19 protein-coding genes, 1 tRNA gene, 1 other RNA gene and 3 pseudogenes are annotated in these 24,701 nt (G+C 72.3%); 6 read left to right on the top strand and 18 right to left on the bottom strand.

The features are described from left to right. Positions 1-47: 47 nt before the first annotated feature. Positions 48-2,223, bottom strand: a pseudogene (locus J1792_RS06990) (DNA polymerase III subunit gamma and tau). An 86-nt stretch (positions 2,224-2,309) separates the two neighbouring features. After that, an RNA gene (gene ffs / locus J1792_RS06985) (signal recognition particle sRNA small type) lies at positions 2,310-2,404 on the bottom strand. 110 nt (positions 2,405-2,514) lie between these two features. On the opposite strand from ffs, the gene J1792_RS06980 reads away from it, so the two are divergent. Then, positions 2,515-2,602 (top strand) — tRNA-Ser (locus tag J1792_RS06980). Positions 2,603-2,664: 62 nt separating this feature from the next. Here J1792_RS06980 and J1792_RS06975 read toward each other — a convergent pair. Next, positions 2,665-3,261: pseudogene (locus J1792_RS06975) on the bottom strand (tyrosine-type recombinase/integrase); the annotation flags it as partial. Positions 3,262-3,328: 67 nt separating this feature from the next. Beyond that, on the bottom strand, positions 3,329-5,944 hold the full coding sequence (locus J1792_RS06970; RefSeq protein ID WP_307842914.1) for a tetratricopeptide repeat protein: 2,616 nt from the start codon (positions 5,942-5,944) through the stop codon (positions 3,329-3,331). A gap of 124 nt (positions 5,945-6,068) precedes the next feature. Here J1792_RS06970 and J1792_RS06965 point away from each other — a divergent pair, with 124 nt between their 5' ends. Next, on the top strand, positions 6,069-6,266 hold the full coding sequence (locus J1792_RS06965; RefSeq protein ID WP_207246838.1) for a hypothetical protein: 198 nt from the start codon (positions 6,069-6,071) through the stop codon (positions 6,264-6,266). 427 nt (positions 6,267-6,693) lie between these two features. Here the strand turns inward: J1792_RS06965 and J1792_RS06960 are convergent, their stop codons facing one another. After that, complete coding sequence (locus tag J1792_RS06960; protein WP_207246837.1) at positions 6,694-7,362, bottom strand: hypothetical protein; 669 nt, start codon at positions 7,360-7,362, stop codon at positions 6,694-6,696. A gap of 108 nt (positions 7,363-7,470) precedes the next feature. On the opposite strand from J1792_RS06960, the gene J1792_RS06955 reads away from it, so the two are divergent. From J1792_RS06955 to J1792_RS06945, 3 genes are all read left to right on the top strand, one after another. Beyond that, positions 7,471-8,097 (top strand): TetR/AcrR family transcriptional regulator, encoded by a 627-nt coding sequence (locus tag J1792_RS06955; protein WP_207246836.1) that lies wholly within the window; start codon positions 7,471-7,473, stop codon positions 8,095-8,097. Between the two features lie 146 nt (positions 8,098-8,243). Next, complete coding sequence (locus tag J1792_RS06950) at positions 8,244-8,537, top strand: heavy-metal-associated domain-containing protein (protein ID WP_207246835.1); 294 nt, start codon at positions 8,244-8,246, stop codon at positions 8,535-8,537. Between the two features lie 102 nt (positions 8,538-8,639). Beyond that, positions 8,640-10,964, top strand: a complete 2,325-nt coding sequence (locus tag J1792_RS06945; protein WP_207246834.1) for a heavy metal translocating P-type ATPase — start codon at positions 8,640-8,642, stop codon at positions 10,962-10,964. Positions 10,965-11,055: 91 nt separating this feature from the next. On the opposite strand, the pseudogene J1792_RS06940 reads toward J1792_RS06945, so the two are convergent. From J1792_RS06940 to J1792_RS06930, 3 genes and pseudogenes are all read right to left on the bottom strand, one after another. Continuing rightward, positions 11,056-11,731: pseudogene (locus J1792_RS06940) on the bottom strand (response regulator transcription factor). Further along, a complete protein-coding gene (locus J1792_RS06935) occupies positions 11,728-12,972 on the bottom strand; it encodes a sensor histidine kinase (RefSeq protein WP_242705394.1) in 1,245 nt (414 codons plus the stop codon). The pseudogene J1792_RS06940 and the gene J1792_RS06935 overlap by 4 nt, the downstream one beginning before the upstream one ends. Before the next feature lie 99 nt (positions 12,973-13,071). Further along, positions 13,072-14,046, bottom strand: a complete 975-nt coding sequence (locus J1792_RS06930; RefSeq protein ID WP_086571543.1) for a beta-ketoacyl-ACP synthase III — start codon at positions 14,044-14,046, stop codon at positions 13,072-13,074. Positions 14,047-14,175: 129 nt separating this feature from the next. Here J1792_RS06930 and J1792_RS06925 point away from each other — a divergent pair, with 129 nt between their 5' ends. After that, positions 14,176-14,784: a TetR/AcrR family transcriptional regulator gene (locus J1792_RS06925; protein WP_207246833.1), complete on the top strand. Its 609-nt coding sequence runs from the start codon at positions 14,176-14,178 to the stop codon at positions 14,782-14,784. A gap of 42 nt (positions 14,785-14,826) precedes the next feature. Here J1792_RS06925 and J1792_RS06920 read toward each other — a convergent pair whose 3' ends face one another. From J1792_RS06920 to J1792_RS06875, 10 genes are all read right to left on the bottom strand, one after another. Next, complete coding sequence (locus J1792_RS06920) at positions 14,827-15,315, bottom strand: DUF6083 domain-containing protein (RefSeq protein WP_207246832.1); 489 nt, start codon at positions 15,313-15,315, stop codon at positions 14,827-14,829. 209 nt (positions 15,316-15,524) lie between these two features. Continuing rightward, a complete protein-coding gene (locus tag J1792_RS06915; RefSeq protein WP_242645460.1) occupies positions 15,525-16,727 on the bottom strand; it encodes an MFS transporter in 1,203 nt (400 codons plus the stop codon). Between the two features lie 150 nt (positions 16,728-16,877). Further along, a complete protein-coding gene (locus J1792_RS06910) occupies positions 16,878-17,549 on the bottom strand; it encodes an SAM-dependent methyltransferase (protein ID WP_207246830.1) in 672 nt (223 codons plus the stop codon). Beyond that, positions 17,546-18,175 carry a serine O-acetyltransferase EpsC gene (gene epsC, locus J1792_RS06905; RefSeq protein WP_242705395.1) on the bottom strand — a complete coding sequence of 210 codons (630 nt, stop codon included), beginning with the start codon at positions 18,173-18,175 and terminating at the stop codon, positions 17,546-17,548. Before epsC ends, J1792_RS06910 begins: the two co-directional genes overlap by 4 nt. Next, complete coding sequence (locus J1792_RS06900) at positions 18,172-18,771, bottom strand: NADPH-dependent FMN reductase (protein ID WP_143587714.1); 600 nt, start codon at positions 18,769-18,771, stop codon at positions 18,172-18,174. Before J1792_RS06900 ends, epsC begins: the two co-directional genes overlap by 4 nt. Then, positions 18,771-20,054 carry an ATP-grasp domain-containing protein gene (locus J1792_RS06895; protein WP_207246829.1) on the bottom strand — a complete coding sequence of 428 codons (1,284 nt, stop codon included), beginning with the start codon at positions 20,052-20,054 and terminating at the stop codon, positions 18,771-18,773. Before J1792_RS06895 ends, J1792_RS06900 begins: the two co-directional genes overlap by 1 nt. Position 20,055: 1 nt before the next feature. Next, positions 20,056-21,036, bottom strand: coding sequence for a pyridoxal-phosphate dependent enzyme (locus J1792_RS06890; RefSeq protein WP_207246828.1), 981 nt, complete (start codon positions 21,034-21,036; stop codon positions 20,056-20,058). A gap of 117 nt (positions 21,037-21,153) precedes the next feature. Beyond that, complete coding sequence (locus J1792_RS06885) at positions 21,154-22,155, bottom strand: formylglycine-generating enzyme family protein (protein ID WP_307842913.1); 1,002 nt, start codon at positions 22,153-22,155, stop codon at positions 21,154-21,156. Further along, positions 22,152-23,837 carry a WD40 repeat domain-containing protein gene (locus J1792_RS06880; RefSeq protein ID WP_207246827.1) on the bottom strand — a complete coding sequence of 562 codons (1,686 nt, stop codon included), beginning with the start codon at positions 23,835-23,837 and terminating at the stop codon, positions 22,152-22,154. Before J1792_RS06880 ends, J1792_RS06885 begins: the two co-directional genes overlap by 4 nt. Continuing rightward, a complete protein-coding gene (locus tag J1792_RS06875) occupies positions 23,834-24,490 on the bottom strand; it encodes a GTP cyclohydrolase II (RefSeq protein WP_372446072.1) in 657 nt (218 codons plus the stop codon). Before J1792_RS06875 ends, J1792_RS06880 begins: the two co-directional genes overlap by 4 nt. Positions 24,491-24,701 lie beyond the last annotated feature (211 nt).

The raw sequence follows: 24,701 nt of genomic DNA, 5'->3' as shown, positions 1-24,701 counted from the left end.
GGGACGCGGGAAACGCCCGGAAACACAGGCTCCGGGCGGCCCGCGCCTCACTCGTTGGCGATCTCCTCGATGACCGTCGCGCCCAGTTCGCGCACGATCAGGTCGTGGCCGCTCAGCGCGCTGTCGACGAGGTCGGGGTCGTCCTCGGCGGGCATGTCGTCCTCGATCGCGACGGACGGCGGCTCCGGCTCCCGGTACGGCGCGGCGGGCGCCGCGGGCGCGCTGGGCGGGGCCTGGCGGTACTCCTGCGCGCGGGGGCGGGGGCGGCCGGGGCGGCGGCCTGCTGGGGGGCGCCGCGGGCGCGGCGGCCGGGGCGTAGGCCTGGGGTCGCTCCTGCGCCGGGGGCGGGCGTAGGAGGTCGCGCCGCCGCCGAATCCGCCGCCGGCCGGGGCGGCACCCGCGCCGCCGGAGGGGTCGACGAGCAGCTCGGTCTTCCAGTGCAGGCCGAGGTCGCCGAGGGCCTGCCGCAGGACGTCCTCGCTGCCGCCGTTGGCGAAGCTGTCGCGCGCTCCGGCGTTGGAGAAGCCGACCTGGAGCGTGGTGCCGTCGCAACCGGCGACCTGGGCGTTCTGGCTCAGCAGGATCCACGTGAAACGGCGGCGGTTCTTGACCGCCTCCAGGATGTTCGGCCAGAGCTGGCGGGCCTGGGTGGCGTCGCCGTGGGGCTGGGGGCGCCACCGCCGGCCGGGGCGGCGGACGCGGGGGCGGCGGGGGCCGCGGCGGCCTGCGGGGCCGTGGCGGCGGTGGGCCAGGCGCCGGCCTTCGGCGCGGCGGCGGGGCGGGAGCGGCCGGGGTCGCGGCGGAGGGCCAGGCTCCTACGGTCGGGGCCGGCGCGGCGGGGGCCGGGGCCGGGGTGGGGGCCTGCTGGGGCTGCGGCGGCTGTACGTGCGCGGGGGCCGGGGCCGCCGGGGCGGGCGGGGCCATGGGGGCGGCGGCAGCGGCCGCCGGGCCGCCGACGGCGGCCCGGGCCGCGGCGGGCCCGGAGAGCCCGGCAGCGGCCGGAGCGTGCGCCTCCGGCCCTGGGACGTACCCGACGGGGGCGCCGCCGGGGGGCGCGGCGACGATGCCGCCCCGCTCGAGCCGGTCGAGGCGGGCCCGTACCGAACGCTCGTCGTCGAAGGCGGCCGGGAGCAGCACCCGGGCGCAGATCAGCTCCAGCTGCAGCCGCGGCGAGGTGGCGCCGCGCATCTCGGTCAGGCCCTCGTTGACGATGTCGGCGGCCCGGCTGAGCTCTCCGGCGCCGAAGACGGACGCCTGGGCCTGCATGCGCTCCACGACGTCCACAGGGGCGTCGATGAGGCCCTTCTCGGCGGCGTCCGGCACCGCGGCGAGGATCACGAGGTCCCGCAGCCGCTCGAGGAGGTCGGAGACGAACCGCCGGGGGTCGTTGCCGCCCTCGACGACGCGGTCGACGACCTCGAAGGCGGCGCCGCCGTCGCCCGAGGCGAAGGCGTCGACGACGGCGTCGAGCAGCGAACCCTCCGTGTAGCCGAGGAGGGACGTCGCCATGGCGTATGTCACACCGTCCTCGGCGGCGCCGGCCAGCAGCTGGTCCATGACGGACATCGAGTCACGCACGGATCCGGCGCCGGCGCGCACGACGAGCGGCAGCACGCCGTCCTCGACGGGGATGGCCTCGCGCCCACAGACCTCGCCCAGGTACTCACGCAGGGTGCCCGGCGGGACGAGCCGGAAGGGGTAGTGGTGGGTGCGCGAGCGGATCGTCCCGATGACCTTCTCGGGCTCCGTGGTGGCGAAGATGAACTTCAGGTGCTCCGGCGGCTCCTCGACCACCTTCAGCAGGGCGTTGAAGCCCGCCGAGGTGACCATGTGGGCCTCGTCGATGATGTAGATCTTGTACCGGCTGCTGGCCGGGCCGAAGAAAGCCTTCTCGCGCAGCTCGCGCGCGTCGTCGACGCCACCGTGGGAGGCGGCGTCGATCTCGATGACGTCGATCGAGCCGCGGCCGTTGCGCGCGAGGTCCTGGCAGGACTGGCACTCCCCGCACGGCGTGGGGGTCGGCCCCTGCTCGCAGTTCAGGCAGCGCGCCAGGATGCGGGCGCTGGTCGTCTTTCCACAGCCGCGCGGCCCGCTGAACAGGTACGCGTGATTGACCCTGTTGTTGCGCAGCGCCTGCTGCAACGGGGTGGTGACATGCTCCTGCCCGATGACCTCGGCGAAGGACTCGGGACGGTAGCGGCGGTAGAGCGCGAGGGACGACACACCTACGACGATATCGGGCCCCACCGACAAGTGGCCTCGCTCACACTTTCCGGGGCCCCACGGCCCCCGGTCCGCCCCCGGAAAACACAAGGGCCCCTCACGCACCCGCCAGAGCCCACTTACCCTTGCTGCCTTCCGGCCCTGGGGGAGTTGGGTGAGATAGCGCCACGTGAGGGGCTTACCCCCACCTTAGCCGATCCCGGGGGGTGCACGGGCCCGCTCACCCCTTCCGAGACCCCCGTCCCGGATCAGGTTCGCGAGCACTGCCCGGAGTCTTGTATTGTTTGCCGCGGAGGATTCGCCTAGAGGCCTAGGGCGCACGCTTGGAAAGCGTGTTGGGGGCAACCCCTCACGAGTTCGAATCTCGTATCCTCCGCCAGTGCCTCACCGGGCACGACTCGAAGGGCCCCACCGCTTGCGGTGGGGCCCTTCGACGTTTCCTCAGCCCTTGTTGTCCTGGTTTTCGCCCACAGGGGGCGTCCCCGGGGCTCCCCAGATCGCCGTACCGATCTTCTGCGCCACCTCCTTGAGCAAGCGGTCAGGCGCGTGGAGGTACCGCGCTCGCATCCTCGCGGCGCCACCCGGCTCCCATCCCATGATCTGGTCGATGACCCGGTCCGGGACGCCCAGCAACATCAGCACCGTTCCGGCAGTGTGACGTGCGTCATGAAGCCGACCGTCCCGCACCGCAGCGTCTTCGAGCAGGCGCTTCCAGTCGTGCTAGTCCGTGTTCGGGCTCAGCGGCCCGCCCAGCGGCTTGGTGAACACGTACTCCGACTCGGCCCACAGGTTGTCGGCGGCCTCGCGCTCACGTGCCTGGTCCTCTGCGTGCGAGCGGAGCATGACAACCAGAGGACCGGGCAGGGGCACCGCACGGCGCCCCGCCCTCGACTTGGTGTTCTTGGTCTCGCGCCGCACCTGTTTCCGTTCCAGGCAATATCCGGCCTTCCGGCCGCAGGGCGCGGTCTCCGAGCAACCATGCTCGTACGACGCCGGCCGCCGCGAGGTCCAGCGCCGTGCGCAGGTGATTCCCGTCCGGGCGATTCTCGGTGCGGGAGCGCCGGGTCTTGCAGTCAGGTGTCATGCTGTCTGGAGACTCGCCAGCTCATGGCGCTGTTGGAGCGCCGTCCGGATCAAGTCCGTAGGGCCACCGGGCTTCCAGTAGGCGGCCCATGTCATCAGTACGGCCAGCATCAGCGGCCTGCCGGGCCAGAACTTCGGCCCGCTCATGGTCTCCGGTTCTCTCCCACCGGGAAACCAGGCGTGCCAGAACGTTCGGATTGCCAGCGTGGGCGGCTTGCCAGGCCAGGGCTTCGGCCCCCTCGTGGTCTCCCGCTTCCTCCTGCCAGTGGGCCAGGAAGTCAAAGGCATACATGTCGCCGGCGTCAGCGGCCTGCTGCATCAGTGCTTCGGCCTTTGCCCGGTCACCGGTCCCCTCAATGACTCGCAAGGCCAGGAAGGTCAGCGCGTTCGGGTTACCGGCCTCAGCGGCTCGCTTGGCCAGGGCCTCAGCCCTCTCATGCTCCCCGGCTTCCTCTCGCCGGATGGCCAGAAGCGTTAGGGGGGTGCAGTGTCCGGCGTCAGCAGCCTGCTGAGCGAGGGCTTCAGCTCTCTCGTGCTCTCCGGCTTTCTCTCGCTGCGAGACCAACGATGCCAGGGCGGTCGGAGCGCCAGCGTCAGCGGCTTGCCGAGCCAGGACCTCGGCTCCCTCAAAGTCTCCTGCTTCCTCCCGCTGCTCAGCCAGAAGTGCCAGGGCATACCAGTCTCCAGCGTCAACGGTTTGCTGAGCCAGAGCTTCGGCTCCGTCGTTATCTCCTTCTTCCCTCCGCCAGGCAGCCAGCAGCGCGAGGGCCTGTGAATCACCAGCGTCAGCAGCTTGCCGAGCCAGAGCTTCGGCTTCCTGTCGTTTTCCTGCTTCCCTCCGCCAGCCGGCCAGGATTCTCAAAGCGCCTGGATCACCGTCGTCAGCAAATTTCCGCACCAGGGCTTCGGATCTCTCGCGATCTCCGTCTTCCTCTCGCCAGGAAGCCAGAAGCGCGAGGAGTCTCGGGTAGCCAGCGTCGGCGGCTTGCTGAGCCAGGGCTTCGGCTCCCTCGAGGTCTCCCTCGTTTTCCCGCTGGAAAGCCAGGGAGGTCAGAGCTCGCGGGTCGCCGGCGTCAGCCGCTGACCGGAGCAGGGCTTCAGCCTCCTGTCGGTTTCCGGCATCCTCAAGCCAAGTGGACAGGCGGTGCAAGGCGTCCGGATGTCCGGTGTCGGCAGCACGGTGCATGAGGTGGTGAGCCCACTGGAGGCGGTGCCGCGCGCGGGCTGCCTCTGCGAGCATTTTAAGGTCGTCAGGATTCGTGATTTTGGCGTGGGCGGCGTACCAAAAGGAGGCGGGTGGACACGCCAGGAGGCGCGTCTCGCGGCCGTGTTGTTCGAGGTAATCGGCGAGCCGAAAAACCGGCCCTGGTGTAGAGCTGAGCGGTGCGACGTGGTGCGGCGGGCGCCGGGGCGGGCGGACTGTGACGCGGCGCAGGGGGGCTTGCTTGCCATGGACGGGCTCGGCGAGTTCAGCGAAGGCGGCTTCCGCCCAATCATCAGTGAGGTTGTCGTAGTCGGTGTCGGTGAGGTAGTCGATTGCGGCGTCGATGAGGAAGGTCTGGGGCAGGTGCAGTCCGACGCCGAGCCGACGCGCGTCCATCGCCACCTCCAGCAACGCCCTGGCCGCAGGGGAGCTGTGTTCGTAGCGACGCAAGAGTTCGGGGGCACCGGCCAGGTCCTGTGTCACACGTCCGTGGTTGCCCGCCCGGGTGAGAGCGTCGGCCAGCAGCCGGTCACCGCTTTGTGCAAGGACAGTGGCGGCACGTAGTGCCTCTGCGTCGAAGCTGTCCGGGACGCTGACAGTGCGTCCGGACAGCAGTTCTCGCACGCGGCTGTGCGGGTCCGACTGGCCGGGCGCAGACACGGCGGCATATTGACGGCCGTACTCGGGCCACAGGGTTCCCAACACCAAGACGGGCATACGCCTTTCATCAATGAGCAGTGCGTGGAGTGCGGCGGCGATCTGCTCGCCCACGTGGGCATCCCCGAGGTAATGCTGGGCCTCGTTGAGCCACACAACGGTCTTTGGGCGGACGCGTTCGATTGCGTCGAAAGCGGCTTCGGCACGCGTGGGATCAAAGGGGTGCCACAGTCGCCACCCAGCATTGGCCAGCGGCCGAACGGCTTCCCAGCAGGCCCGGGTCTTGCCGGTTGAGGAGGTACCGACCAGGACCACCATGCGGCTGCGCCCCGCTTGGGCATGCCGCACCGCTTCCGCCAGGGTTCGGTCATGCGCCCGCAACACATAGCCCGGCAGCTGCCGCTGTCTTGGTGGGTCGGCCCCGTCTGTTGCCGTGCTGGCGGAGTGGACCTCCAGGTCATGAGGCTCCCACTGGTCGATGGGCTTGCCCGGTCCCGATGCTTCCTCGATCGTCGGTTCTGCCTCTTCAGCCGTGGCAGTTCGCCGGATCTCCAGTAACTCCTCCACGGGCAGGCCCAGAGCCTTGGCCAGTGCGGCCAGCGTCCTGGCGGACGGCGCCGGCTCGTCAGGCTGAAAGGCCGACCACACGGTCGTACGCGCCAGCCCGGAGCGACGAACCAGCTGTGTTTTGTTCAACCCGGAGACGGCCAGCCTGTCGTTGAGCCGCTGACGCAGCTCGGCGAGAGCCACATCGGGCTTGCTCTGCTCGTCGTTCACCTGTTCACCACCGGCCGCTTGGTGTGTTCGCCAACGTTCATCTTCGTCCGCCGTGAACCCCGGCGTACACCGTTTTCGCGACCTTCGATCGCGTCAACGCCCCATCGCCTACAGGGAGGCCGGCGTGTCCGTCGCCGTCGTTTTGCTCACTGCCGCTCTCGTGGTCGTCTTCGCGCTTCTCGCCGCCGCCGGCGCAGGGAAGCTCGCCCGTCTGGACGGCGCCAGCTACCCCAGCGCCGTCCAGCTGGCGGCCGCTGCGTTCACAGCGACACTCAGCCTCGCGGCTGCCGTGACATCCGCCATCGCCGCCGTGCACACCTGATCTGCAACAACCCCGCGTCAAACGACGTGACCCCACGCAGTAGGGCCAGCTGGCCAGAGGTGGTCTCCAAGGGCTCCCCTGGTTCCGTCCTTGTCCCGGTCTTTATCCAATGCACTGCCGGACGCTGTGGTTCATGGTCGTCCGCTGCCCCCTCCTGACCTGCAGCGCGAACGTTCATGAACCACCTCGGACCGCCGTGCGCACAGTTGGAAAGCGTGTTGGGGCAACCCCTCACGAGTTCGAATCTCGTATCCTCCGCCTCTGCCCGCCAGGGCAGACGAAGGCCCGGACCGCTCGGCGGTCCGGGCCTTCGTCGTGTTCCGGTGGGCGGTCCGCTGTGGTGCACTGAGATCGCCCCGTGATCTGGCAAGAGTCGTCGATTACGGGCTTCCCTCCGTGCCGCGAGCGGCCGCCGAAGTGCCGCGGGTCAGGTCGTCCGGCCGGGTGCCGGGCGAGCCGCCCGGCGGCGGACCGCCCACACCGCCGCGGCGAGGGCGAACCCGTAGACGGACACCAGCCCGTGCCCGTTGTCCTGGGCGAGCCACATCGCGAGGCCCAGCGCCGGGACGCCGGCCGCCAGCGCGATCTCCTTGGGCAGGCGGGTTCGGGTGAGGAAGGCGAGAGCAAGGGTGGCGCCGAGGAAGTAGGTGGCACCGGAGCTGCCGGCGAAGTTGCGGGGGTCGATGCTGGGGCCCTCGCCGAATCCGAGCAGGGTGTCCACGCGGCCGGGCAGCACGATGCCGGCGAGGAAGAAGGCGAGGGTGAGCGGGCCGCCCCAGCACCACTGGGCGAGCGCGGCGACGGCGGCCAGGGTAACGAGGTTCCACAGGCCGCCGAAGAGGCCGCCGTTCTGCATGAACACCGAGGTGAACTCGCGCCACCAGCCGGACTTGGCGGGGTCGGCGTCCAGCGCGTCCATGGCGCCGGACCAGGCCAGCTGGAGCAGGACGCCCCCGACGGCGAGCGCGGTCAGGGCGATCGCCGCCCAGGGCAGCGGCCGCCCGCGCAGCGTGTCGCGGCCGACCACCCCGAGCCCGCAGTTGACCATCATGACCATCAGCGCGGCCGTGGTCACGTTGAAGACGATCGCCTCCATGGCCTGACTCTCCCCCCGTTGCGGTTTTTTCCAACACCGTTCGAAACCTGCTGACGCAAAGCTAGCACAGCTTTCGAACGGTGTTGGAAAACGCTGTACGGTGGCCCCATGAAGCTCACCAAGGAGCGCATCGTCGCCGCAGGCATGGCCGTCTTCGCCGAGGTCGGATACCACAACCTGTCCATGCGCCAGGTCGCCGACCGTCTCGACGCCCACGCCGGAAGCCTCTACTACCACGTGCGCGGTAAGGACGAACTGCTCGCGCTGATGGCCGACCAGGTCTGCCGACAGGCCTACGACGCCGGCACCGAGGCCCTGACCGCCCTCGCGCCCACCGCCACCTGGCAGGACCGGGTCGAGGCCCAGGCCATCACCCTGCGCCTGAGCATCAAACAGCACCCTGGCGGCGCCCAACTCCTCGCCGAGAGCCCCGGCATGCTCAGCACCGGCGCCCTCTCCCTGATGGAACGCCTACTGCGCACCCTCCTCGACGCCGGCCTACCCGCCGACCACTGCGACATCGCCGCCGACACCCTGCTCAGCCACGTCACCGGCTTCGTGCTCCAGGAGCAGAACCAACCGACGACGCCGCCGGCCGTCACCGCCGAGCGCTACGCCGAACTGCGCGAGCAGTTCCCCCTGCTCATGAGCCCGTCGATGCCGCGCCCGAGCCAGGACGAGAAGTTCACGCGGAGCCTCCGCCTACTCTGCACCGGCTTCGCAACACCCGCCTAGCCACCGGCGTCGGCGCGGCCGCACACCCACCCTTCCCATATACCCCTGGGGGGTATATGTTTCTGCTCGTGGGAAGGAGACGCCCGGCACCATCCCGGACTTCTCCCCCCGCAAGGCACCGCACCAGCGTCCCGAAGGAAGCAGCCATGACCTCCCAGATGAACTCCACCTCCTGCTGCACCCCGGCCGGCACCTGCGGCTCCGACGCCCGGGCCGACGTCCAGGTCGGCATCACCACGGTCTACAAGGTGACCGGCATGACCTGCGGCCACTGCGAGGGCTCGGTCTCGCGGGAGGTCTCCGCGATACCCGGCGTGACGTCCGTCAAGGCCGTGGCCGCCACCGGCCTGCTGACCGTCACCTCCACCCGTCCGCTGGACGACGAGGCCGTCCGCGCCGCCGTCGACGAGGCGGGCTACGAGCTCGCCGGCCGCGTCTGAGATACCCCCACCCCGTACTCCCGTAGTTCCCGGTACCGCCGGATCGTGCCGCTCCACTGATATGGACGCCCGCAGCTCCGGCCCTCCTCCAGGAGACTCCGTATGACCAGCACCGCTCTCGAGAAGGCCCCGACAACCGCCGCGCCCGCCGCCTCCGAAGTCGAACTTTCCATCGGTGGCATGACCTGCGCGTCCTGCGCGGCGCGCATCGAGAAGAAGCTCAACCGGATGGACGGCGTCACGGCGACGGTCAACTTCGCGACCGAGAAGGCCAAGGTCGCCTACGGGCCGGGTGTGGAGGTCGCCGAGCTGATCGCCACCGTCGAGAAGACCGGCTACACCGCGCAGGAACCGCCCAAGGCGACCGCCCGCGCGGAAGCGGAGACGCCGCAGGGGCAGGAGCCCGGCCACGGTGGCGGAGAAGTCGGCGCCCTGCGGCAGCGGCTGCTGGTCTCGCTGGTGCTCGCGGTGCCGGTCGTCCTGATGGCGATGGTGCCGGCGCTGCAGTTCGACAACTGGCAGTGGCTGTCCCTGACCCTGGCCGCGCCGGTGGTGGTGTGGGGCGCGCTGCCGTTCCACCGGGCGGCGTGGACCAACGCCCGGCACGGGGCGGCGACGATGGACACGCTGGTGTCGATCGGTACGCTCGCGGCCCTCGGCTGGTCGCTGTGGGCCCTGTTCTTCGGCCACGCCGGCATGCCGGGCATGCGCCACGGCTTCGACTTCGCCGTCTCCCGTACGGACGGCTCCTCCTCCATCTACCTGGAGGCCGCCGCCGGCGTCACCGCCTTCATCCTCGCCGGGCGCTACCTGGAGGCGAAGTCCAAGCGCAAGGCCGGTGCCGCCCTGCGAGCGCTGCTGGAGCTGGGCGCCAAGGACGTGACCGTGCTGCGCGACGGGCGCGAAACCCGCATACCCGTGGCGGAGCTGATGGCCGGCGACCGGTTCGTCGTACGGCCCGGCGAGAAGATCGCCACCGACGGCACGGTGGTCGAGGGCAGTTCGGCCGTCGACGCCTCGATGCTCACCGGCGAGTCCGTCCCCGTCGACGTGACCGTGGGCGACGCCGTCACCGGCGCCACCGTCAACGTCTCCGGCCGTCTGGTCGTCGAGGCCACCCGGGTCGGCTCGGACACCCAGCTCTCCCGCATGGCCAAGCTGGTCGAAGACGCCCAGAACGGCAAGGCCGCCGTCCAGCGCCTGGCCGACCGCATCTCCGGCGTCTTCGTCCCCGTCGTCCTTCTCATCGCCCTCGGCACCCTGCTCACCTGGCTCGCGGTCACCGGCGACGCCACCGCCGCCTTCACCGCCGCCGTCGCCGTACTGATCATCGCCTGCCCCTGCGCCCTGGGACTCGCCACCCCCACCGCCCTCATGGTCGGCACCGGCCGCGGCGCCCAGCTCGGCATCCTCATCAAGGGCCCCGAGGTCCTGGAGTCCACCCGCCGCGTCGACACCGTCGTCCTGGACAAGACCGGCACCGTCACCACCGGCAAGATGGCCCTGCACGAGGTCATCACCGCCCCCGGCGTCACCGAACAGGACCTGCTGCGCCTGGCCGGCGCCCTGGAGCACGCCTCCGAGCACCCCATCGCCCGCGCCATCGCCGACGGCGCCACCACGCGCACCGGCGCCCTGCCCGTCCCCGAGAGCTTCGAGAACATCGCCGGCCTCGGCGTCCAGGGCGTCGTCGACGGACACGCCGTCCTCGTCGGCCGCGAGAAGCTGCTGGCCATGGGGGCACCCCCTGGACCGGAGCTTGTCGGAGGTCCTTGGGGGAGGGTCATCGAACTGCCGGTCGAACTCGCCGCGGCGAAGGCCGCCGCGGAAGCCGAGGGCCGCACCGCCGTGGCCGTGGCCTGGGACGGCCAGGCCCGCGGCGTCCTCACCGTCGCCGACGCCGTCAAGGACACCAGCGCCGCCGCCATCGCCGAACTGCGCCGCCTCGGGCTGACCCCCGTCCTGCTGACCGGTGACAACAAGGCCGTCGCCGAGGCAGTCGCCCGCGAGGTGGGCATCGACGAGGTCATCGCCGAAGTCCTCCCCCAGGACAAGGTCGACGTCGTCAAGCGCCTGCAGGCCGAGGGCCGTACCGTCGCCATGGTCGGCGACGGCGTCAACGACGCGGCAGCCCTGGCCACCGCCGACCTCGGCCTGGCCATGGGTACCGGCACCGACGCGGCCATCGAGGCCGGCGACCTCACCCTCGTCCGCGGCGACCTGCTCGTGGCGGCGGACGCCATCCGGCTCTCCCGCCGCACCCTCGGCACCATCAAGGGCAACCTCTTCTGGGCCTTCGGCTACAACATCGCCGCCCTTCCCCTCGCGGCGGCCGGCCTGCTCAACCCGATGATCGCCGGTGCGGCCATGGCCTTCTCCTCCGTCTTCGTCGTCACCAACAGCCTCCGCCTCCGCCGCTTCCGGTAAGGAGTCCAGGCAGGCCCGCCGGCGGCCGTATCCGGGAATCCCCCGGATACGGCCGCCGGCCTTTGCCCGTCGTCAGGCCCCGGCGGCCGGCTCAGGCCGGCCGGGGCGGGACGTGGCCGCCGCCCGCGGTGACGTAGCCGTATTCGTAGGCGAGGATCACGGCCTGGGTGCGGTTGCGGGCGGAGAGTTTGGCCAGGAGGTTGCTCACGTGGGTCTTGACCGTCTCCAGGCTGACGACGAGGGCGTGGGCGATGTCCGGGTTGGACAGGCCGCCCGCCATGAGGCGAAGGATCTCCAGTTCCCGGTGGGTGAGGGCGGGGTACCGCGTGGGGGCCGGGGAGCGGGGTGGGGCGGGCGGCGGCGAGGTTGCGGACGGCATCGGGGAAGAGGAGGGAGTCGGTGGTGGCGACGACGCGGATGGCGTGGGCGATCTGTTCCGAGGGGGAGCGTTTGAGGACGAAGCCGGCGGCGCCGGCGCGGAGGGCGTCGTAGACGTACTCGTCGTTCTCGAAGGTCGTGATCACCACCACCTTCGGCGGGTCGGGGAAGTCTGCCTGCAGGCGGCGGGTGGCCTCGATGCCGTCGACTTTGGGCATGCGCACGTCCATCAGCACGACGTCGGGGCGGAGTTCGGCGGCGAGGGCCAGGGCCTGCTCGCCGTCGGCGGCCTCGCCGACGACGCGCAGGCCCTCTCTGGCCGAGAGAAGGGTTCGCAGGCCGGTGCGGGTGAGTTCCTCGTCGTCGGCGATGAGCACGGTCACGGTCATGCCGCCGACCGTAGGGGGATGCGGGCGGTGAGCAGCCAGCCGGTGCCCTCGGGGTCCGGCCCGGCGTAGGCCTCGCCCCGCAGGAGCTGGACGCGCTCCACGACGCCGTCGACGCCCTGCCCGTGGCGGGAGCGCCGCGCGAGGCGGGCGCGGCCGGAGACCGCGTTGGCTATCTCCAGCTCCAGGCGGGCCGCCGTGACCGTCACCCGCAGGCCGATCCGGGACCGGTCGCCGTGCCGCAGGGCGTTGGTGAGGCCTTCCTGGACGATCCGGTACGCCTCGCGGGAGACGGTGGCCGGTACGGCCGCCAGGTCGCCCTCGAGGTCGGCGCGTACGTCCGTACCGGTGTGCCGGACGCGGTCCACCAGCGCCGGGAGGTCGGCGAGGGCGTACGGCGGGGCGGTCGGGGCGCGTTCCTGGCGGAGGATGCCGAGGACGTGGTCGAGGTCGTCCATGGCGGCCCTGGAGGCCTCCTCGAGGCCGGTCAGGGCGCGGCGGGCGGCGGCCGGGTCGGTGTCCATCAGCTCTCTCGCCACCGCCGCCTGGATGGTGGAGGACGTGAGCGTGTGACCGATGGAGTCGTGCAACTCCTGTGCCAGGCGGTTGCGGTGCGTCAGGTGACGCATCTGCGTCTCGAGCGCGGCGAGGCGTTCGTCGGGGCGGTGGCCCAGCAGGGTGGGCGCGAGGAGCCGCAGGAGCGCTGTCGTGGCGGCGGCGGTGCAGCAGGCCAGGGCGAGGAGCGCGGCAGCCGCCGGCAGCGTCCACGCCCCGCGCACCCCGCCGGCCACGTCGACGGGCACGAGCAGGGTGATCCGCTCGCCGCCCTTCAGCCAGACGGCGACCAGGGGGACGGCTACCACCAGGGCGAAGGCCGTCACGGCCGCCGTCACGCATCCGGCCAGCGCGTGCAGCACCAGCCAGGCCGCCGTACGCGTCCGGTGCGGCACGCGCGGGTGCTCCGCCGCCGCGACCGGGGCCGGAAGGGCCGTGCCGAGCAGGCGGTTGGCCAGGCGTACGCAGGCGTGGCGGGCGGGACGCGGGCAGCCGGCGGCCGCCGTGAGCGCCGCCCAGGCGGCCAGGAGCACCGTGGTGCGCACCGGCCCCGGCCAGTCCCGCGGGGTCGCGGCGGTGACGAGCGTCGCCACGGGAAGGGTCAGGAGGCCGGTGGCCGCGCCGAGCAGTGCGTACAGCCAGCCTCGGTAGGTGTCCGCGCGCGAAAGCGGACGTATCAGCGTGAGCACATCGGCAGTCTCGCAGCGGCCTCGCACCCGGCGCCTCCCCCGCGCGAGCCAGATCGCGAGCCAGATCACGGGCAGTGCCGGGATCAGTGCCCGGCTTCGTCAGGGGCAGGTGACGACCTGGCCCGCCCAGGACAGGCCGCCGCCGAAGGCCAGCAGCAGCACCGGGCCGCCCTGCGGCAGTCGGCCGCTCTCGGTCAGCTTGGACAGGGCGAGGGGCACGGACGCGGCGGAGGTGTTGCCGGAGTCGACGACGTCCTTGGCGATCAGGACGTGTTCCGGCAGGTCGAGGTGGCGCGTCAGGGCCTCGATGATGCGGAGGTTGGCCTGGTGGGTCACCACGCCGGCGAGATCGGCCGGGGTGATGCCGGCGCGGCGGCAGGCCTCGCGGGCGATGGCGGGGAGTTCACCGGTGGCCCAGCGGAAGACGGTCTGGCCTTCCTGGGCGAAGCGCGGGTGCCAGTCGCCGGCCAGGCGGACGGCGTCGGAGCGTGTGGGGTCGGAGCCCCAGACGACGGGACCTATGCCGTCCCGCTCGCCGGCGTTCCCGCCGTCCCGCTCGTCGCCGCTGACGCTGATGACGGCGGCGCCCGCGCCGTCGCCCAGCAGGACGCAGGTGCCGCGGTCGCTCCAGTCGGTGACGGCCGACATCTTCTCGGCACCGATGACCAGGGCGTGGCGGGCCGCACCGGCGCGCAGTGAGTGGTCGGCGGCGGCGAGGGCGGTGCAGAAGCCGGCGCAGCCGTTGTTCAGGTCGTAGGCCACGGCGGCGGGGATGCCGAGGCGGCCGGCGACCTGGGCGGCGGTCGAGGGGCAGCGGTCGACGGCTGTGCAGGTCGCCACGGTGACCAGACCGATGTCGCGGGGTTGCAGGCCGGACGCGGCGAGGGCCTTGGCCGCGGCGGCGGCCGCCATGTCGGTGACCGTTTCGGTGTCGGCGGCGATGCGGCGGGTGGCGATGCCGGTCCGCCGGCGGATCCATGCGTCGCTGGTGTCGACCATGCCCGCCAGGTCGTCGTTGGTCAGGACGCGCGACGGCTGGTAGTGGCCCAGGGCGGTGATACGGGATCCCGGCACGGCTGATCTCCTCGGCTCGGTGGCGGCAGGGCGGAGTGCGGCGCGGGCGGTGCGCCGCGGGCGATGCCGGGGAATATAGCAACCGATCGATCGGAAGCTAAATGGGAGCCGAGTGGCTAGGATGACGGCATGAGCCCACGCAAGTCCGCCGCCGAAGCCCGCAGGACGCGGGAGCGGATCGTCGAACGCGGCGTCGCGATCGCCTCGGTCGAAGGGCTGGAGGGGCTGACGATCGGGCGCCTCGCGACCGACCTGGGCATGAGCAAGGCCGGCATCCTCGGCCACTTCGGCACCAAGGAGACCCTCCAGCTCGCCACGCTCGACGAGGCGTCGGCGGTCTTCCTGCGCGTGGTCTGGCAACCCGCCGCGCACGAGACTCCGGGCCTGCCGCGACTGCGGGCCGTCTGCGAGGCCTGGATCACCTACCTGGAGCACGAACGCGAGATCTTCCCCGGCGGCTGCCTCTTCACGACCGCCTCCGTGGAGTTCGACGCCCGCGGCGGCCGCGTACGGGAGGCGGTGGCCCGCCTCCACCGGCTGTGGCGGCGCCGGCTCGTGGGCGAGCTGCGGCTCGCCGTCACGGCGGGCGACCTGCCGTCCGGCACCGACCCCGAGCAGGTCGCGTACGAGCTCGTCGGCCTCTACCTGGCGCTGAACCAGGCCATCCAGCTCTTCGCCGACCCGCTCGCCCCCGACCGCACCCGGCGCGCGCTCGACCGCCTCCTCGCCCAGGCCTGACCCCCGGCCGGTCCGATGGTCCCGGCAGCCACCACCCCACCCTCATAACGCCGCCCGCCGGGCGTTGCGGTTCCACAGCGCGAGCAGCGGCGGCGAGTCGTACGGAGCCGGGCGCGCCGGGCACACGTCGGCATGGCCGACCCGGCACCGGTCGGACGGGGCGGCGGCCGCCCCGAGGCGGACGGCCGTGCCGTCACCCGCGATCCGCCAGCGCCTGCCGGCCGGAACGGCGGCCACCGGCCATTCGCCCGCCTGGATCAGGACCCATCGGCCCCCCGCGGTGCGATGCCACGCGGCGCGTCCGCCACAGGCCCGGCACACCGCTCCGCCCCCGCCCCACGGGCCCGGCACGACCGGGTCCGGACGGCTCGCGAGCCCCAGCGCGTCGGCCGTGGCCCCCAGCACCTCGCCCACGAGCACCGGCTCCCGGCTGCGCCGCCCGGCGCCGACCCGCTCGCACGGCACGCAGAGCGCCGTGCCCCGGCCGACGACCCACCTGGCGTACGGACCGTCGCACGCTTCGCAGACCATGTCCCACCCCCTCCGTCGGGATCCCTCGCCGGGATCCCCAAGATCCGTCGTAGTGAGCCGACTTCACGGAAAGCGTCGCACCCACCACTGACAATCGGGCGGGAGTACGAGGTCACGGCACCTTTCACGGGCTTCGCCGAGCGGGCGCGCAACGCCCTTTGCCAGGCGGGAGGTTCACTGGGGGCGGCGCCCCGGCCGGCGCTCCTGACCTACGGCGTGGCGGGGCGCGGGCCGCGGCGCGTCAGGGCGAGGGCGAATACCGCGGCGGCCAGGGTCGCCACCGCGCCGCAGGCGAGGATGCCGGACCTGGCGCCGTAGTGTTCGACGACCCAGCCGACCACGGGGCCGCCGATCGGGGTGCCGCCCGTGTAGACGAGCATGTACAGGCCCATGACGCGGCCGCGCATCGCGGGGTCGGTCGCCAGTTGCACCAGCGAATTGGCCATGGTGCTGAAGACGACGCTGAGCAGGCCGACGAGCACCAGCACGAGGCCGAACACCCACAGCCGGGGGGCCAGCGAGCTCGCCATCTCCAGGGCGCCGAAGCCGGCCGCGGTGGCGACGAGGAGCCAGGGCCGGCCGCTGCGCCGGCGGGCCGACAGCAGGGCGCCGCCGAGGGCGCCGACGCCGACCGCGGTGGTCAGCCAGCCGTATTCCTTCGCGCCGCCGTGGAAGACGTTGTAGGTGAAGCCCGACAGCAGGGTCGGGAAGTTGAAGCCGAAGGTGCAGACGAATCCCACGAGCAGGATGGGCCACAGCAGCTTGGGGTGTTCCCGGACGTGGCGCAGGCCGGCCCGGATCTGTCCCTTCTCGCGCGGCTGCGGGCGGGAGGGGAGCAGGTCGGCGGTGCGTACGGCCAGCAGGGAGACGATCACGGCGACGTACGACAGCGCGTTGACCGCGAAGGCCCAGCCGCTGCCGATCACCGCGATCAGCGGGCCGGCGGCGGCCGGGCCGAGCAGCCGGGCGCTCTGGAAGTTGACCGCGCCCAGACTGACGGCGTTGCCCACCCGCTCCGGGCCGACCATTTCCACGACGAACGTCTGGATCGCGGGATTGGTGAAGGTGTTCATCAGGCCGAGCAGGAACGCGAAGCCGTAGACGTGGGCGACCGTGACGGCGTCGGTCAGCGTCAGCACCGCCAGCAGCGCGGCGAAGACGCCCATCGCGCTCTGGGTGGTGAGCAGGATCCGGCGCTTGGGGTAGCGGTCGGCGACCACTCCTCCGAAGAGGCCGAAGAGCAGCACGGGAAGGAACTGCAGGGCGGTGGTGACGCCGACCGCGAACGTGCTGCCGGTCAGGTCGAACACCAGCCAGTCCTGGGCGACGAACTGCATCCAGGTGCCGGAGTTGGAAAGGAACTGCCCGATGAAGAAGAGGCGGTAGTTCCGCACCCGCAGGGAGGCGAACATCCCGCCGCCCGCGGCCTTTCCGGATGCGGCGGCCGGGGCGTCGGACGTGGCGGTGCCGCGCCCCTTCGGCGCATCAGGCGCATCAGGTGAACCAGGTGAGTCAGGTGAGTCAGGTGAGTCAGGTGAAGCATTCATGCGTTGTGCCAGTCCTCAGACATCGATACGCCGGGCCAGCACCAGCAGATAGGCGAGGCCCGGAAGTTCCCTGCGCACCAGGCGCGTCGCCGTCACCGCGAAACCGGCGCCGGACAGCAGCTCGGCCGCCTCCCGCTCGTTGAACCAGCGCGACAGACGGCCGTCGTCGGCGCGGTTCAGGACGCCTTCGTCGAGCTCCTCGGCGGTGGTGAACAGGCTGATGGCCAGCGTTCCGCCGGGGCGCAGGCGGCGGCGTACGCCCGCGAGGTACGCGGGGTAGTCGGCGGGGTCCTGGTGGTGGAGGACGCCGTTGTCGACCGCGGCGTCGAAGCCGGTGTGGCCGTCGAGTTCGGTGAAGTTCCCGACCGCGAACTCGACCTGGTCGCCCCAGCGTTCGGCGAGGTCGTCCCAGTCGGGAAGGCGCACGAGGTCGACGACGGTGACCCGGTGTCCCGCGGCGAGGAGCGCCTCGGCGTCCCGGCCGCGGCCCGCGCCGATGTCGATCACGCGGCTGCCCGGCGCGAGCCCGTCGGTGAGCAGGGGCACCAGCAGCCGCATGGCGGGTTCCTCGCTCCAGGAGTCCGCGCCGTCCTCGTAGCGCCGGCTGAAGGACTCCCGCAGGAGGCGGCGGTAGCCGGGGGCCACGGCGGCGTCGCCGCCGGGGGCGTCTGTGCTGCTGCTCGTCACGCGCTTCTCTTCTCCGTTGTCGCTTCGGCTCCCGTCGGCACGACGACGGGTCTCTCCTTCTGCTGGATGTGGCTCTTGGGGGCCCACACCCGGCCCCCGGCCGGCACATCGCTCGTGACCAGGGAGTGGGCGCCGACCAGGCTGTCGTCGCCGACGCGCACGGGCCCCAGGACGGAGGCGTTGGCGCCGACCACGACGCGGTCGCCGATCGTCGGGTGCCGCCGCTCCCCCGGCGGCCTGCGCCGGTCCCGCCACCAGCCCAGGGCGCCGATGGTGACCTGGTGGTACAGCGTCACGTCGTCGCCGATGACGGCGTCCTCGCCGATCACGACGGCCGCGCCGTGGTCGATGAACAGCCGCCGCCCGACCTGGGCGCCGGGGTGGATGTCGACGCCGCCGGAGAGGAACCTTCCGATCAGCGACAGCACCCTGGCGGTCACCCGGTGGCCGCGCCGGTAGAGGCCGGAGGCGATCCGGTGCAGCCACAGCGCCGGCAGGTGCGGGGCGAGCAGGGCCTCGCCCCGGCTGCGGACGGCCGGGTCGCGTTCGACGACGACGCGCAGGTCCTCGCGCATGCGGCGGACCGTGCGAGCCGCCGTACGGCCCGGCTCGCGGGCGGCGCTCACGCGACGGCCCCCTCGGTCCCCTCGGTCCCCGCGGTGCCCTTGCGCATGGCCCGGGTGAAGGCGGCCAGCTGGTCGGCCATGCCGGCGCACCGGTCGTGGAGGGGGCCGCTCGCGTCGAGCGCGGGCCGCTCGTCGGCGCCCGGGGCGAAGTCGGCGGCGACCGTGCTGACCTGGGCCGGTACGGGCCAGCCGCCCAGCGCCTTGACCACCTGCCGCAGTTGCTCGCAGGCGCCGGCGCTGCCGCGCGGCCCGCCGGCGTTGGCGGCCAGGCCGACGGCCTTGCCGTCGAAGGCGTCGTACGGCAGCAGGTCCAGGGCGTTCTTCAGCAGCCCCGAGTAGCCCGCGTGGTACACGGGCGTGCCGAGCACCACCGCGTCGCAGTCGCGCGCCGCCGCCACGAACTCGCGTGCGGCGGGTACGGGATGGGGCTCGCCGCTCCAGTAGTGCTCGGGGCGGCTGTGCGGGAGTTCCCGCTCGGCCAGGTCGGCCAGGGTGACCGTGAAGCCGCGCCGTTCCAGGAGGGCGGCGATGTGCAGCACCAGCGCCCTGGTGTGGGAGTGCGGGCTGGGGCTGCCGACGACACACAGGGCGCGCATCACGCCACCACCCCCTCCGGCGCCTCCGGCTCCCGCCCCTCGGGCTCGGGCGTCACGCGCACCTCCACCCGGTCGTGCGCCGCCTCGGCGGCCGCCCGGGCCTCAGGCGCGGTGGCGCCCGTGGTGATGAGGAAGCCGAGCCGGTCGAAGTTGTCCCGGGCGGGCCGCACCCGCCGGCCGGGGCGGGCGTGCAGCATGACCTCGGCGACGCCGGGGCCGCGCCGGGCGGCGTCGGCGCCGATGCCGGCGAGCACGCCGGCGGCCGGGGCGGTCAGGGCGCGGATGCAGCCCACGCCGTGCGCCGCGGAGGGGCGGGGGCTGCCGCCCAGGGCGAGGTCGATGACGTCGTGGTAGACGTTCCGGCCGAGGACGTGATTCATCATCGTGGGCACGTAGCCGCCGATGAGCCGGCCGTTGATCTCGATGATCGCCGGCCCTTCGGGGCCCAGCACCACCTCGGTGTGGGTGTGCCCCCGCCGCACTCCGGCGGCGTCCAGCGCCCGGGCGCAGACGTCCACGACCGCGTCCCGTACGTCGTCGGGGAGTTCGGCGGGGAAGCAGCCGCCCAGCTCCACGGGGTAGGGCGGCGGGCTGAGCATCTTGTCCACGCAGCCGTACGGGTGGTGGGCGCCGTCGACGGTGAGCATCTCGCAGCTGACCACGGGGCCGGGGACGTAGCGCTCCAGCAGCACCACGCCGATGCCGGTGATGCCGCGGCCGTAGACGCGGGTGGCGAGGACGGCCTCGGCGAGCTCGGCGACCTCGCCGGCGGTCTCGGCCACGCCGACGCGGACGGAGCCGAAGCCGTCGGCCGGCTTGACCACCACCGGGTAGCCCAGCTCCTCGGCGGCCGCCACGGCCTCCTCGGCGGTCAGCGCCTGGCGGAACGCGGGCTGGGGCACCCCGGCGTCGTCGAGGAGGAGCCGCACCTCGTGCTTGTTGCGCAGCCGCTTGGTCGTCTCCGGCGACTCGAACGGCAGGCCGAGGGCGTGGGCGGCCTCCGCGATGGCGGGGAGGTGGCCCTCGCTGAGGGCGAGCAGACCGTGCACGGGGTGTTCGCGGTGGAGCCGCTCGAGCTCCTCGCGCAGGCTGCCGGGGTCGGCGGTGGTGATCCCGGTACGGATCCGGGTGGGCGTCCGTACGGCCTCCTCGCCGCCCTCGGCGGCGAGGTAGGGGTCCAGGGACTCGGCGACGAAGGTCACCTCGTGGCCGAGCGCGACGGCCTCCTGGACGATCTTGAAGCCGGCGGTGGGGGTGGTCTCGACGAGCACCAGATGCGCCATGTCACTCACCCCTGCCTATCCGCTCCCACTCCTCGGGCGTTCCGGCGTCGGGGAGCACGGTGACGACCGTGGCGGACGGCGGCAGCGTCGCCGCGACCGCCCTGGCCGTCAGCCAGTTGGCGGCGGCCGAGCTGCCGATGCGGACGCCGGTGAGGTCGTGGAACTCCGCCATGCCCTCGAGGGCGCGGGGGTAGGAGACGGTCCGGTGCTCGATCTCGTCGTCGTGCAGCGTGACGAAGGGCTGCCGGATGCCGTGCCCCATGCCGCCGGAACCGCCGTACTTCGGCAGCCCGTTGGGCGGCCGGTCGCTGCCGTAGGGCAGCTCCTCGGGGGTGACGCCCACGGCCCGCACCCCGGGGAAGGCGCCGCGCAGGGCGCGCAGGACGCCCACGAGCGTTCCGCCGGTGCCGATGGAGGCCACCCAGGCGTCCGCCCGGGGCACGCCCGGGAGTTCGCCCAGCTGCCGGACGATCTCCGCGCCGGTGGTGCGTTCCTGCAGCAGCAGGTTGGCGGTGTTGCGGTGCTGGTAGAGCAGCGTCCAGCCGCTGTCCGCGGCGGCGATGTCCAGCGCGGTACGGACGACGTCGAGGAAGCCGCGCTCCTTGTCGACGAGGTCGACCTGGGCGCCGCGCTCGGCGAGGACGTCCAGGAGGCTGCGCGGGCTGGCCGAGGACAGTACGAAGCGCGCGGTGACGCCCAGCTCCGCGCAGAGGTGGGACAGGGCCTTGGCGAGGTTGCCGCCGGAGTACTCCAGGACGCGCAGTTCCTCGAGCGGGCGGTCGCCGTGCCGGTGCAGGGCGCTGCCCAGCAGGGCGTAGGCGACCCGGTCCTTGATGGAGCCGACGGGGTTCTCCCACTCGCACTTGGCGAGGACGGTCGCGCCGCCGTCCGGGCCGGGCACCTCGGTCAGCGGGGTGTTCCCCAGGCGGGCGGCGAAGCGTCCGTACGCCGGGTGGCGCCGCTCCAGGGCCGCGTAGTCCACGGCGTCCACGGGCTGTGCGCCGGCCCCGGTCCGGCCGTCGAGGGAGACGGGCGCCTCGAGGGAGAAGGGCGCCTCGAGGGCCTCCGGGGGGGGTGGCGGTGGGGCCGGGGGTGGGGGTCATGGTGTCTCCGCGAGTCGGAAGCCCATGGCGTAGATGGGCTTGCGGTACCAGCCGTGGCGGCGCCGGCAGCGGGCCAGGTCCCCGAAGCGGGTGAAGCTGCCGCCGCGGGCGATGCGGTAGGGGCCCTCGGCGACCAGCAGGTCGTCGTCGATCCGCTCGCCGCCGGGGTAGGGGCCGTAGGCGTCGGCGACGTACTCCTCGACGTTGCCCGCCATGTCGTCGTTGCCGAAGGGGGCCCGGCCGCCGGGGTAGACGCCGACCGGGGTGGTGGTCAGCGGTCCCTGCTCCACGGTGTTGGACAGCTCGGGGCGGAACTCCTCGCCCCAGGGGTAGGCGCGGCCGTCGCCGCCGGAGGCCGCGTACTCCCACTCGGCCTCGGTGGGCAGCCGGAAGGCGCGCCCGGTGCGCTCGGAGAGCCACTGGGCGTAGGCGTCCGCCGCCTGCGGGGGCACGGTCCACACCGGGTGGTTGGCGAGATGCTCCGGGTAGGCGCCGAACTGCCAGGAGGTGGGCAGCCAGTGGGTGCCGGTCTCCTCCGCGAAGAGCCGGTACTCGGCGTTGGTGACGGGGTAGCGGGCGATGCGGAAGGCCGCGATGTCCGCCTCGTACCGGGGGGTCTCCTTGGCGATCCACTCGGGCAGGACGCCGACGTGGCGCCAGGCCGCGGTCACGGCCTCGACGTCCTCCTCGGCGAGGCCGAGGAGGATCCGGCCGGCCGGGACGTCGGTCATGGCCGGGTCGAGGGGACGGATGCGGGGGTCGCCGAGCAGGGCCAGCAGCGTGCCGGCCGCGTAGCGCTCGGCGAACGGCCGCTCGGGCGACTCGGCGGCGGCCGCCAGCTCGTCGGGGCCGAGGCCGGCCAGCGCCCGGTGGGCGCCGGCGAGCCCGGCCCGGTCGAGCCGGGAGACGAAGGAACGGGGAAGTCCCATCGCCTCCCGGTCGTCCAGGGTGTTGGGGTTGGCCGTCAGCGTGGCCGGGGGCGTCTCCTGGGTCCTCACGCCTGCCCCGGGGTGATGCGGTGGACGTCGCCGTCGTAGGAGCTGGCGAGGAAGCAGCGCTCGGCGGCGTCGTAGTGCAGGGACGAGATACCGGCCGTGGTGGGGCGCAGCACGGTGGTCCAGGCGGCGGCCTCGCGGTCGTAGACGGCGACGAGGCCGTTGTAGGCGCCGGTGGCGATGAAACGGCCGTCCGTGGAGGCGCTCACGCTCTTGATCGAGTGGTCGTGCGGGGTGTCCAGCACCTCGGCCTCGGTACCGGTCCAGATCCGCAGCTTCAGGTCGCGGCTGATGCTCGCGAACTCGCCGTCGGCGAAGCCCACGCAGCCGTTGGCGATGCGGTCGTGCGCCTCGGGGACGCGCGCGACCTCGGTGAGCGTGCCGGTGGAGAACCAGGCGGCCTCGGCGTCGGCGCACACGGAGAAGATGACGTCGCCGGCGACGGCGACGCCCTTGACCGCGTTGGAGTGCAGCGGCAGCGTCGCCTCGTGGCGGAACTCGCCCGCCTCGGTCAGCGAGAAGACCAGGCCCTCGCCGGTGTACGTGCCGACGACCACGTGCGGGCGGCCGTCGCGGACGAACGCCGCGCCGCAGTTGAGCGGGGAGCGGTGCTGGTGGAGGACGTCGCCGGTGAAGGCGTCGAAGACGGTGCCCATCTGGCCGCCGGTGACGACGCGGTCGCCCACGGGGGTCAGGAAGTTGCACAGGCTGCCGGTGCGGGCGCGCTCGGCGCCGTCCTGCCACAGGATGCCGGCGTCGCCGATGGTCAGGGTGGTGTCCTGGTGCGTGATGACGGCGTTGGCGCCCTGGGTCGGCTCCACGCCCCGCAGGTCCCACTTCTCGTCCTCGATGCGGTACGTGGCGTAGGACGAGCCGAAGGTGGCGAAGACGAGCGTGGTGTCGTCGAGGAAGGCGCAGGAGCGCGGCCAGACGTCGCTGGGCAGCGAGGAGGAGGCCACGGGGGCGAGCCCGGCGGCGGTGTCCCACACCCGCAGGGTGCGGTCGTAGCTGAGGCTGACCAGCAGTTCGCGGGCGCCGTTGTAGACCAGGCGCTTGATGCCGGCGTCGTGGGCGGGGCGGGTGCTGGTGCCGTCGGCGGTGACGATGACGATCTCGCCGTCGTCGTTGCCGGCGTAGACCGTGCCGTTCGAGGCCAGGGCCACGGTGTCGGTCTCCACGCCGCCCAGGTCGATGTCGGCGACCATGGAGCCGGACGCCAGGGACCAGCGCTTGATGGTGCCGTCGTCGCTGGAGGAGACGATCTCGTCGTCACCGGCCCAGACGACGGAGATGACGTCGGCGGTGTGGCCCTCGAACGTGGTGCGCAGGGCGCCGTCGAAGCCGTAGACCCGCACCCTGTGGTCGCGCGAGGCGGTGGCGATCAGGGGCTGCGAGGGGTGGAAGACCGACATCTCCACGTCGTCCTCGTGGTCCGCGAGGACGGCGAGGAGCTTGAGGTCGGGCAGCGACCACAGCCGCGCGGTGTAGTCGCTGGAGGAGGTGACGAGGAACTTGCCGTCGGGGCTGAACGTCACCTGGTTGGCCAGGTGGTCGTGCTGGCTGCGGGCGAGGGGGCGCTTGTCCGCGGCGTTCCACAGGATGACCTGGTTGTCGTAGCCGGCCGTGGCCACGTAGGTGTCGGGCAGCGCGGCGATGCCGCTGATGGGCCCGCGATGGCGGATCACAGGGTCACCCTTCCAAGATCAATGGCGTGGTTCGTCTCGGAGACCTTGGCCTCCAGATACCGGTAATTGCTGGGATTCACGTGCGCGCCGGTGGAAATGCTGTCCCGCACCCGGATGCCGAGCGCGGTGAGCTGCGCGGCCTTGTCCGGGTTGTTGGAGAGCAGGTCGATTTCCTCGGCATTCACACAACGCAGCATCTGGGCGGCCGAGAGGTAATTCCGCTCATCGGCACCACGGCCCAGCCGGATATTCGCCTGGTACGTATCGTATCCCTCGTCCTGCAAACGATAGGCGTCGAGCTTGTTGTACAGGCCGATTCCGCGTCCTTCTTGACGCAAATACAGCAGGTAGCCGCCGCGCTCGTGGATACGGGCGAGCGCCTCGCGGAGCTGCGGGCCGCAGTCGCACCGGAGCGACCCCAGGGCATCGCCGGTCAGGCACTCGGAGTGCAGCCGCACCAGGGGCACGCCGGAATCGGCGTCGCCCAGCCGGATCGCGAGATGCTCCTGCCCGTCGGCCAGGCCTTCGAAGGTGATGATTTCCGATTCCACCGGCGCCTCGAGCCCGATATCCAGCGGAACCCGGGTGCTGCTGCGAACGGCGACCAGAGCGGAGGCCGGATACTCCTGGTCTCTTTCGCTGACCTTATTCACTGTCAGTCTCCCACTAATTGCACAGGTCCGACCACCTCAAACCCCGGTGTACACGGCGGGGTTATGTAGGCATGATCACCATAGGTGGCTTCACCAATTGACAATGCAATTTGTGACCTGCATCACAGGACCGGAGCAACTATGGCTGATTCCTATTGCATTTCCCGCCGCCCACGGCCGTCCGCACCCGCCAGGCCGTGGGCCGTAACGA

Origin of the sequence: Streptomyces triculaminicus, assembly GCF_017349075.1 — a bacterium.
GTDB lineage: Bacteria > Actinomycetota > Actinomycetes > Streptomycetales > Streptomycetaceae > Streptomyces > Streptomyces triculaminicus.
Note: the sequence above shows the minus strand (reverse complement) of the source record. Positions and strands in the feature narration are given on the sequence as shown.